The following is a 10,079-nucleotide window of genomic DNA, read 5'->3' as shown; positions in this document are numbered from 1 at the left end:
AAACGACTTTTATTCCGTCGTTTTCACCCTCAGTCTATTGGAGGGCCTTTATCCTCTTGTATAATTTCTCAAGGTCTTTGGCATCTTTGGATAGTGCATATGTTGATGGCTCCATATCAATTAGCATTGCCCTTGCAATGCTGGCCTTTATGGTTTGTGCTGGGCGCTCACCACCATATTCACCCTTTTTGATATGCTCAATTGTCATTAGTTTAAAGAGTGGTTTTTTCATTTTAGAAGCATTTTTTGCATGCTGCGAATTTTCTGCTTTAGAAGCATTTTTTGCATGCTGCGAATTTTCTGCTTCAGAAGCATTTTTTGCATGCTGCGAATTTTCTGCTTCAGAAGCATTTTTTGCATGCTGCGAATTTTCTGCTTCAGAAGCATTTTTTGCATGCTGCGAATTTTCTGCTTCAGAAGCATTTTTTGCATGCTGCGAATTTTCTGCTTCAAAAACATTTTTTGCATGCTGCAAATTTGCTGCTCCTATACCATCATACTTTTTCATGGTATGTTTAAGGAGCTTGTAATAAATCTCAATTTCTGGGAGCACTTTCGTTAAGAAATCATCTAGTTGCTTTTCAGGGTTGTCATCCTTAGCATCTAATCTTTTTGATGGCTTTTCATCTGAGCATGGATAAAGACATTGTTGTTCATTTTCTTTTACAAATTCATCTACGTCTTTATTATAATCTAAAATATCTTCTCCGGGACTAATGGTGAACCATAACCAGTTATCGATACGCTTGCTATATAGAGAGGTATTTTTAATTTCGTAAAAACTCGCTATATATTTTATAATATGTTCGCACGATCCTTGTGTTGCCAAATTATTGTGGTAATCAAGAATATATTCCAATTTTGGATACTGTTGAATCGCTTTATAGGCAAGACTATCAATGCCATCTATTGCCTTGATTTCCAATGTAGCATCATGGCATTCAAAGGTGACTTCCTTCTCCACAATACCCTTTGGGTATCGGGGCAGTTTTGGAAAGGACTCGGTGCATAGTGTTTGTGTGGGAAGTTCCTTTATTTTTGCATCCAATTTGATATCTTTGTACTCAAGGGAAAGATTATACGATCCATCTTTATTCTTTTTAAGAGAAAATGGATTCGGAGGTGCTTTTACAACTATGATATATTTTACATCATTGTCATCTTCGGGAATGCTTTCGAATCCGTGTCCTGCTTGGCACAATAAAACACTTTCAATGCAAGGGTATCTTTGTACCCATTTTTTTGCATGATAACGGAGTACATCTAATCTCAGTTCCTTAAAATGATTTTCCTCGGACATTTGCCAAACTCCTTCGGTTTGCCTGATTTATTGATTCTGGGAAAGGTGCTCAGGATACCGCCAGTTCAACCCTAGTGATTAGCTAGAGTCTATCCCAGGGAATAGAAAATCATATCTGCTTAAATTTTATCACCTTGCAGTCCCTGCTTTCTCTTGCGGACTCTTCAAAACCGGTCATGGCAAGTCGCAAGTGGGCAGCCGAAACATGGGAGTAACGTTCAGTGACCTTAATCGTTGAGTGTCCCATAAGCTCCTTAAGGACATTGGGAGGGGTTCCCCTCTGGGCGTGCCAGCTCCCAAATGTGTGGCGGCATGTATGGAAAACAATTCTCTGACGTGGGTCATCAATGTCATCATTGAGGCCGAGTTCATTTATGACAGTTCTAAAAGTTTGGGGAGTTTCCTTCACGTGTTCACCACGGCCATTTTTAAAAATTCGTTCATTTCTCAAGCCACGTTTACGATTAGAGAACATTCTTTTAACCTCTTTGGTTATGTAGACGTGTCGGTTCTTTCCGTTTTTTGTATCTTTCAAGAGGATTGTTTCTTGATCAATATCAACACACCCCCAAGTTAAATCAAAGACCTCTCGTGCTCTGGCCCCGGTATGAATCGACATCAAAGCCATATCATGCATGTCAGTGTTTCGCTCTGCAAGTCTGGCTATAACCATTTCCGCTTCTGCATGTGTAAGATATCTCAATCGGCCGTTATCGGTCTTGGGAAGCTTGATTTTTTTCCCAGGGTAGGAACCGATAACAAGCCCTCTATCACGGGCCATTTCCCATACGACCCGGAATGTTGAGAGAACGTATTCTTTGTACCGGATGGAAAGTTATGTTAACAGGTGGATCTGGTGTCAGAATTTGGTTTTTATTTCACATTGATTCATTTAGTATCATTTATTTTTGAATTTTTACATATAAAAAAACGACGGTATTTTTGACGGTATTTTTTAAAAATGGTTTTTATAAGCATCTGTTTTTATTTTAGATTATGACCTATTTGGGTGGACGCCGCCTCCACCATCAGAAAAAAATTAACCCGTCTTTCCAGGATCAGATTTCCAGGAAGGGCGGGTTTTTTTGTCTTGTATTCAAAGGGCTTGCGCCCGGCTCATATTTTTTTCAGAATCGCTCTCCGCCCGGCTGTTTTTTTCCATTCTGTCGGCTTTCATTCTCTGCTCGGCCCCAGATATTCGGTTCCGCCCGTATGAAAATATCGGGCTTGATCATAATTGAGGCCATATTTTGCCGTGCGTAGCCTCGGAGTCCCGCCCGTTGCCGGCGTACGACATGGCGCGATCCGGGGGATGTCGGGGCCATGAAGCGTTAAGAAGCGCAAACGGTTTGAGGCTTGCCGAGTTTTTGCGCTTTAGCTTCATGGCCCCGGCATCCCCCGGATCGTGGTGGAGAAGCCGGCAATGGGCGGGACGGACCCCCGTGACATTGTGGCCACAGTTATGATCAAGCCCAAAATATCGATATTAATTTCATGCGGGTTTCAGAGATGCGCTCTTTGGGGGCCGAACCCGTGTTGCCTCAAGCAGGCAAGCGATGGTAAGGTGATCAAAGCGCCGGAGCGCTTCTCCGATATGGTAAAAACCGTCCGCAAGCAACTGGGTCTGAGCCGGGAAAATTTGGTTGAAAAGTTGCCTGATTTATCAAAAAGTTTGTTTTCAGACCCGATGGGGCGTTGTCCCCGGATATTATATTAAAAAACCAGAAAATTATTTCCAATCCTGCTGCCTTCATCCGTTCTTCATCTTGTCCTGCTACATTTCAAATCAAAATCGGCTGGGAAAATGTAAGCCGTTTTTTTAGTGGCCCACTGTGAAAAAAATAGCATTCAAATGAAGGGAAAAAAATGAGGTCCTCTTTTATTCCGTTTTCCAAACCGGCCATCAGCGAGCTGGAGATTCAGGCGGTCGCCGAAGTCCTCCGCTCCGGCTGGATCACGACCGGTCCGAAGACAGCCGAGTTTGAAGCGGCTTTCCGGGGATACTGCAATGCCGAAGGGGCGGTGGCATTGTGTTCAGCCACAGCGGGTATGCACCTTTTGCTTGCCGCACTGGGCATTGGCCCGGGGGACGAAGTGATTACCCCCTCCATGACCTGGGTATCAACGGTGAATTTAATCGTGCTTGCCGGCGCCAAGCCGGTTTTTGCAGATATTGACCGAGATACGTTGATGGTTTCCGCAGAAACCATTGCGCCGCTCATCACCGATCACACTCGGCTGATTATTCCGGTGCATTTTGCGGGCGCCGCGTTGGATATGGATCCTTTGCGGCGACTGGCTTCGAAAAAAAATATCCATCTGGCCGAAGACGCTGCCCATGCGGTCGGCACCGAATACCACGGGGAAAAGATCGGCCGGCACGGCAGCGCCATTTTTTCCTTTCATCCCATCAAAGACATGACCTGCGGTGAGGGGGGGATGTTTTGTTCCGACGATTCTGATCTTGTTGAACGCGTCCGCCGGTTGAAATTTCACGGCCTCGGGGTGGATGCCTATGACCGGACCATCCAGGGCCGATCCCCCCAGGCAGAGGTTCTGGAGCCGGGGTTCAAGTATAACCTGACCGACATGGCTGCGGTCATCGGACTGGGACAATTGGGCCGGCTGGATCGTTTTATTGAAAAACGGGCACTGCTGGCCCGACGCTATCAGGCACTGCTGGCCGACGTGGATGAGATCCTTCCCCTTGCCGTGCCGTTCTACCCCATGCGCCATGCATGGCACCTGTTTATTGTCCGCCTGGATATCGAACGGGCCGGCATGAGCCGGGACACCTTCATGACGGAATTGAAAAAGAGGAATATCGGAACCGGGCTCCATTTCAAGGCGGTGCACATGCAGAAATATTATCGCGAAACCTTGCGGCTTCCGGATGGCGCCCTGCCTGCGACCGAGTGGAATTCGGAACGGATCTGCTCCCTTCCCCTGTTTCCGGACATGGCCCTGGAGGATGTGGATTCGGTCGTTGCGGCCATCAAGAAGGTGCTCGCATGAATGTGCCGGATTTATCCGTGGTCATTCCGGTTTATAACGAAAAAGACAACCTGCCGGAACTTATCGACCGCTGTCTTGCCGCCTGCAAAACAACCGGCCGGCACTTTGAGATCATTCTGGTGGATGACGGCAGCCGGGACGGCTCCCGAAACTTTATTTCTCAGGCCGCGGACCGCCACCCGGAGGTAATCGGCGTGATGCTGAACCGCAATTACGGCCAGCACGCGGCGGTCATTGCCGGCCTGGATCAAAGCAGCGGGGAGATTGTCGTTACCCTGGATGCCGACCTCCAGAATCCGCCCGAAGAAATTCCAAATCTCGTGCGGGAGATGGACCGCGGGGTCGATGTGGTGGGTACCGTGCGTGAAAACCGGCAGGACTCTGTCTTTCGCCGCGTCCCGTCTGCGCTGATCAACTGGCTTGTCCGGCGGACCACCGGCGTCATGATGCATGACTACGGCTGCATGCTCAGGGCCTACCGACGCCCGATTGTCGATGCCATGCTCCAGTGCCGGGAACGCTCCACCTTCATCCCCATTCTGGCCAACAGTTTTGCCGGCAGCACCGCCGAAATCCCGGTCAGGCATGCACTGCGTGAAAAGGGAGAATCCAAGTACGGTTTTTTGAAACTGATTTCCCTCCAGTTTGACCTGCTCACCTCCATGTCCACCTTTCCGCTGCGCCTGCTTTCGTTCATGGGGGCGGTGATTGCGGCATGCGGCATTGGTTTCGGCGTTCTGCTCATGGTGATGCGCTTTGCCTATGGGGATATGTGGGCTGCAGAGGGCGTGTTCACTCTTTTTGCCGTGCTTTTTGTTTTTATCGGGGCTCAATTTATCGGCCTTGGCCTGCTCGGCGAATACATCGGCCGTATCTATAATGATGTTCGATCCAGGCCCCGCTTTTTTATTCAGGAAATCTGTGGCGCAAACCCATCGGCGGTCGAGGGGAAAAGCACCTTATCAAACTGACAGGAGAAACTTATGAGAGCCGTCGTACTTGCCTATCATAATATCGGATGCACGGGAATCAAAGCACTTTTGGCCCACGGATTTGATATCCGGGCGATATTCACCCACCAGGACGAGCCTAATGAAAATATCTGGTTCGAGTCAGTGGCCGAGCTGGCAGCGGCCAATGATATCCCGGTTTATAACCCGGCGGATATCAACCATCCCTTGTGGGTTGAGCGGATAGGGGAAATGGCGCCGGATATCATTTTTTCCTTTTATTACCGGGATATGATCGGCAAAAAAATTCTCGATATACCGCCGGCAGGATGCCTCAACCTGCACGGCTCGCTCCTGCCCCGTTATCGTGGCAGGTGTCCGGTGAACTGGGTGCTGGTCCGTGGTGAAAAAGAGACCGGCGTTACCCTTCATTACATGACACCTCGACCGGATGACGGTGATATTGCCGGCCAGAAGTCAGTTTCCATTGACGATGACGACACGGCCCTGAGCCTGCATAAAAAGCTTGCCGTTGCGGCAGGCGACCTGCTGGACGAGCTGCTGCCGGAGATTCGGGAAAACCGGGCCCGGCGGATTCCGCAGGAACAATCATCGGCAAGTTATTTTGGCGGGCGAAGACCTGCTGACGGTGAAATCGACTGGGGAAAGGATGCCGCCGGCGTCCGGAATCTGGTGCGGGCGGTGACGCGTCCCTATCCCGGCGCCTTTTCCTATCTGGGAAATTTGAAGTGTATGTTCTGGCAGGTCAAGCTGGCGCAAACATCGATGGATGCCGTTCCCGGCACGGTACTCTCCACAAATCCCCTGACGATCGCCTGTGGCGAAGGCGCAGTGGAGGTGCAGTTCGGTCAGAGCGAAAACGGGTTGTACATGAGCGGCAGGCAGCTTGCCCTGGAATTTAATCTGGCAGCCGGCATGCGGTTCAACGGCCGGACTGAACGAATCGTGGAGCGGCAGCGCAAAAAGAACGTGCTCATTCTGGGTGTAAACGGCTTTATCGGTAACCATCTGAGTGAGCGGCTGCTGGAAAGCGGACGCTACACCGTGTACGGCATGGACCTGTGTTCAAATACGATCGAAAGACTACTGGAGCATCCGGATTTTCATTTCAAGGAGGGTGACATCTCCATCATGCGGGAGTGGATCGAATATCATGTCCGCAAATGTGACATTGTCCTCCCGCTGGTGGCCATTGCAACGCCCATCGAGTATGTCCGCAATCCCTTACGGGTGTTTGAGCTCGATTTCGAGGAAAATCTGCGCATTGTCCGATACTGCGTTAAGTACGGAAAACGGCTGATTTTTCCGTCCACCTCGGAGGTCTACGGCATGTGTGAGGATTCCGAGTTTGACGAACAGCGTTCAAATTTTATTCTGGGCCCGATCCATAAACAACGCTGGATCTACTCCTGCAGCAAGCAGATGCTCGATCGCGTGATATGGGCCTACGGCGCCGACAGGGGCCTGCAGTTCACCCTGTTTCGCCCCTTTAACTGGGTCGGGCCGAGACTCGACTCTCTGGATTCGGCGCTGATCGGCAGCTCCCGGGTGATCACCCAGTTTATCCTCAACCTGGTGGAGGGCACGCCCATCCGGCTGGTGGATGGCGGCAGCCAGAAACGGTGTTTCACAGATGTCAGGGACGGCGTCGAATGCCTTTTCAGGATTATTGAGAACAAGGATGGGTGCTGTAACGGCCGGATTTTCAATATCGGAAATCCGGACAACGAGTACAGCATGCAGGCGCTGGCAGATATTCTCCGGGAACAGTTTGCCGCTCATCCGCTCCGGTCGCATTTTCCCCCTGATGCCGGCATCAAATACATCGAGGCCCGGACGTTTTACGGATCAGGCTACCAGGACGTGCAACACCGGCGCCCCTCCATCCGGCAGGCGCGCAAAATCCTGGGATGGGAGCCTGAAGCGCCCTTTGAACAGTCTGTTGGCCAGACCCTGGATTATTTCCTTCAGGATGTGGTCGGCAGGAAAGAGAAAAAATCATGATTCCTGTCGGTTTGCGTATCGATGTCGATACCCTGCGGGGCACCTGCACCGGGGTTCCAAACCTGATTGATCTTCTGGCCCGCTACGATATCCGGGCGAGCTTCTTTTTTTCCGTGGGTCCGGACAATATGGGCCGTCATCTATGGCGCCTGATGCGGCCCTCATTTCTGGTAAAGATGCTCAGAACACGGGCCGCAAGCCTTTACGGCTGGGATATTCTGCTGCGGGGAACGCTGTGCCCCGGTCCGGTGATCGGGAAGCGATGCCCGAAACCGATACGGGAGGCCGCCGGCGCCGGACATGAAGTCGGACTCCATGCATGGGACCATCACCAATGGCAGACACGGGTGGCTCGGATGGATCCGGATGCCGTGACCCGCCAAATTCAGCGAGGCTGCGATCTGCTGACGGACATCCTGGGGCGCCGCCCGGATTGTTTTGCGGCACCTGCCTGGCGGACCACGGCTGCCGCACTTCAGGCGCTTGATTCATTTGAATTTCGGTTCACTTCCGATTGCCGCGGCCGTTCGATTTTCCGGCCGATCGTTGACGGTCTGAGTCTGAAGCACGTCCAGGTGCCGACCACCCTGCCCACCTATGACGAACTTGTCGGTCTGAAATGCTTACCGGAAACCTATAATCAGTACCTTCTTGAAATGATTCGTCCAGACCGGCTCAATGTATTGACCCTCCATGCCGAAGTCGAAGGGATCAGTTGCCTGCCCCTGTTCCAGGATTTTCTGGACAAAGCCCGGCAGCGGGATATGGTCTTCAAACCCCTGGGTGACATTCTCGGCCAAACTCAAAAAATAGGGGGGGCAGTAATCCATAAATCGATAGCAGCCGGAAGAGACGGATGGATTGCCTGCCAGGGAGAAGTATCCAACCCGTTTGAATCCATGAAAAATTCTGTCAATGAAGGATAAATTGAATCAAGAGCAATCCGTTTACGCGGAAAAACAACATGCTGTCCTGCTGCTATTATTTTTTTTGGTTTTATACATCCTGCCCCTTGGGGTCAGAGATCTCATGGTTCCGGATGAAACGCGCTACGCCGAGATTCCCCGTGAAATGATTGCCGGCGGGGACTGGGTGGCGCCTCACCTCAACGGCGCAAGGTATTTTGAGAAACCGGTACTGGGTTATTGGGTGCACGCCGGCTCCCTCCTGCTTTTCGGTGAAAATAATTTTGCCGTCCGCCTGCCGTCCGCTATGGCTGTCGGGCTGTCGGCCTTATTGATATACATGCTGGTTTGCCGGGCAACCCGTGATGGTGTTAAAGAATCGAACCGGCGGGGTATTCTGGCTGCGCTCATCTTTCTGACCTGCATCGAGGTGTTTGCGGTGGGAAACACGGCGGTACTGGACAGCCTGTTTTCTTTTTTTCTGACCGCAACCCTAACCGCCTTTTATTTTGCCGCTGAAGCGCCGCCGGGCTCTGCGAGGGAAAAACGCTTTTTACTGCTGTCCGGTGTATTGTGCGGCCTGGCCTTTCTGACCAAGGGGTTTCTTGCTTTTGTTGTGCCGGTTCTGGTCCTGACACCCTACCTTGTCTGGCAACGCCGCCGACGGGATTTGTGGCGTATGGGCTGGCTGCCGGTGCTTACCGCCATTCTGGTCGCACTGCCCTGGAGTATATGGATCCATCTGAGGGAGCCTGATTTCTGGCGGTATTTTTTCTGGAACGAACATATCCGCCGGTTTATGGCCGACGGCGCCCAGCATAAACAGTCCTTGTGGTTTTTCCTCCTGGCCGCACCGGCCCTGTTTATGCCCTGGTCCTTCATGGTCCCTGCGTCAGTGTCAGGCATACGGGAAACATTAACCGATAAGGGGGCGCAGGGACGGTTGATCCGGTTATCCATTTGCTGGCTGGTGCTGCCCTTTTTGTTTTTCTCGGTTTCCAACGGCAAACTGATTACCTATATTCTTCCCTGCTTTCCCCCTTTTGCCGTTCTCATGGCCTTCGGGCTTTTTCATGCACACCATAAGGAGGGAGGAAAGAAACTGATTCAGTGGGCAGTGGCCGGATTTGGTATGCTGTTCAGCCTGCTCCTGGTTGCCTTCCTGTACGTTCAGCTTTTTGGCTATGAGGGGTTTCGTCTGTACAGTCAGCCCTGGAAAGCGCTGATGCTCGTCAATGCCCTTGTCTTTGTAATTTTGTTCTGCTTCTGGGCGTTCAGAAGCCAGGAAAGAATCAAAAAAGTTTTATTGTTTGGCCTTTCGCTATTTCTCTTGTTTTTGACTGTCCAATTGATTCTGCTGGACCTGACCATTGAAAAAAAATCACCGGGCATCCTGCTGGAGCGCTACCGGCAAAGCATCAATCAGGATAGGATTATCATTTCCGATGAAGATACGCTTCGGGCTGCCTGCTGGTACTTGAAACGCGTTGATGTGTATGTGCTCGGGGATCCCGGAGAACTGCGTTACGGACTGGCGTATGAAAAAGCACCCGGCAGAATGCTTGACACAGGATCAGCCGCCCGACTGATAGACGCTAACCGGGGGAAAACAGTTCTGGTTGGCCGGGCAAGAAATATCAGAAGATGGCAGGATCAACTTCCCAAACCGGTTTCCCATGATGACAGCGGCCCTGAGGGGTATGTGCTGTGGCAGTATTGACCGATATTTTATTAAACAAATTGACATCATTTCAGTTTGTTATATCATGGCAGCCGTGAATATGTGTGATACATATCACATGACTTGTAATCCCTACCGGCCATGCACCCCGGGATTATTTTGGCTTTGCATCCGTGAAGAAAAATCGTCCGGACGGCTGTCCG

The 10,079-nt window shown here is 50.9% G+C and carries 7 protein-coding genes; 5 read left to right on the top strand and 2 right to left on the bottom strand.

Annotated elements, in window-relative coordinates:
* Window positions 1–34: 34 nt before the first annotated feature.
* Both PHQ97_12595 and PHQ97_12590 read right to left on the bottom strand, forming a co-directional pair.
* The gene (locus tag PHQ97_12595) at window positions 35–1,300 is read right to left on the bottom strand and encodes a hypothetical protein (protein MDD4393572.1); all 1,266 of its coding nucleotides are present in this window, start codon (window positions 1,298–1,300) and stop codon (window positions 35–37) included.
* Window positions 1,301–1,409: 109 nt separating this feature from the next.
* Window positions 1,410–2,081: a site-specific integrase gene (locus PHQ97_12590; protein MDD4393571.1), complete on the bottom strand. Its 672-nt coding sequence runs from the start codon at window positions 2,079–2,081 to the stop codon at window positions 1,410–1,412.
* Between the two features lie 1,085 nt (window positions 2,082–3,166).
* Between PHQ97_12590 and PHQ97_12585 the strand changes: the two genes are divergently transcribed.
* The 5 genes from PHQ97_12585 to PHQ97_12565 are packed head-to-tail and all read left to right on the top strand — an operon-like array spanning window position 3,167 to window position 9,915.
* Window positions 3,167–4,315: an aminotransferase class I/II-fold pyridoxal phosphate-dependent enzyme gene (locus PHQ97_12585; protein MDD4393570.1), complete on the top strand. Its 1,149-nt coding sequence runs from the start codon at window positions 3,167–3,169 to the stop codon at window positions 4,313–4,315.
* The gene (locus PHQ97_12580; GenBank protein ID MDD4393569.1) at window positions 4,312–5,286 is read left to right on the top strand and encodes a glycosyltransferase; all 975 of its coding nucleotides are present in this window, start codon (window positions 4,312–4,314) and stop codon (window positions 5,284–5,286) included. The genes PHQ97_12585 and PHQ97_12580 overlap by 4 nt, the downstream gene beginning before the upstream one ends.
* A gap of 12 nt (window positions 5,287–5,298) precedes the next feature.
* Entirely contained in the window at window positions 5,299–7,290 is a 1,992-nt protein-coding gene (arnA, locus tag PHQ97_12575; GenBank protein ID MDD4393568.1) for a bifunctional UDP-4-amino-4-deoxy-L-arabinose formyltransferase/UDP-glucuronic acid oxidase ArnA, read from the top strand.
* Window positions 7,287–8,216, top strand: a complete 930-nt coding sequence (locus PHQ97_12570; GenBank protein ID MDD4393567.1) for a polysaccharide deacetylase family protein — start codon at window positions 7,287–7,289, stop codon at window positions 8,214–8,216. Before arnA ends, PHQ97_12570 begins: the two co-directional genes overlap by 4 nt.
* Entirely contained in the window at window positions 8,206–9,915 is a 1,710-nt protein-coding gene (locus PHQ97_12565) for a phospholipid carrier-dependent glycosyltransferase (protein ID MDD4393566.1), read from the top strand. The genes PHQ97_12570 and PHQ97_12565 overlap by 11 nt, the downstream gene beginning before the upstream one ends.
* Window positions 9,916–10,079: the final 164 nt, after the last annotated feature.

It is taken from the genome of Desulfobacterales bacterium, assembly GCA_028704555.1.
Taxonomy (GTDB): Bacteria; Desulfobacterota; Desulfobacteria; order Desulfobacterales; family JAQWFD01; genus JAQWFD01.
The sequence above is the reverse complement of the archived record's forward strand: the minus strand, read 5'-3'. Positions and strand labels throughout refer to the sequence as shown.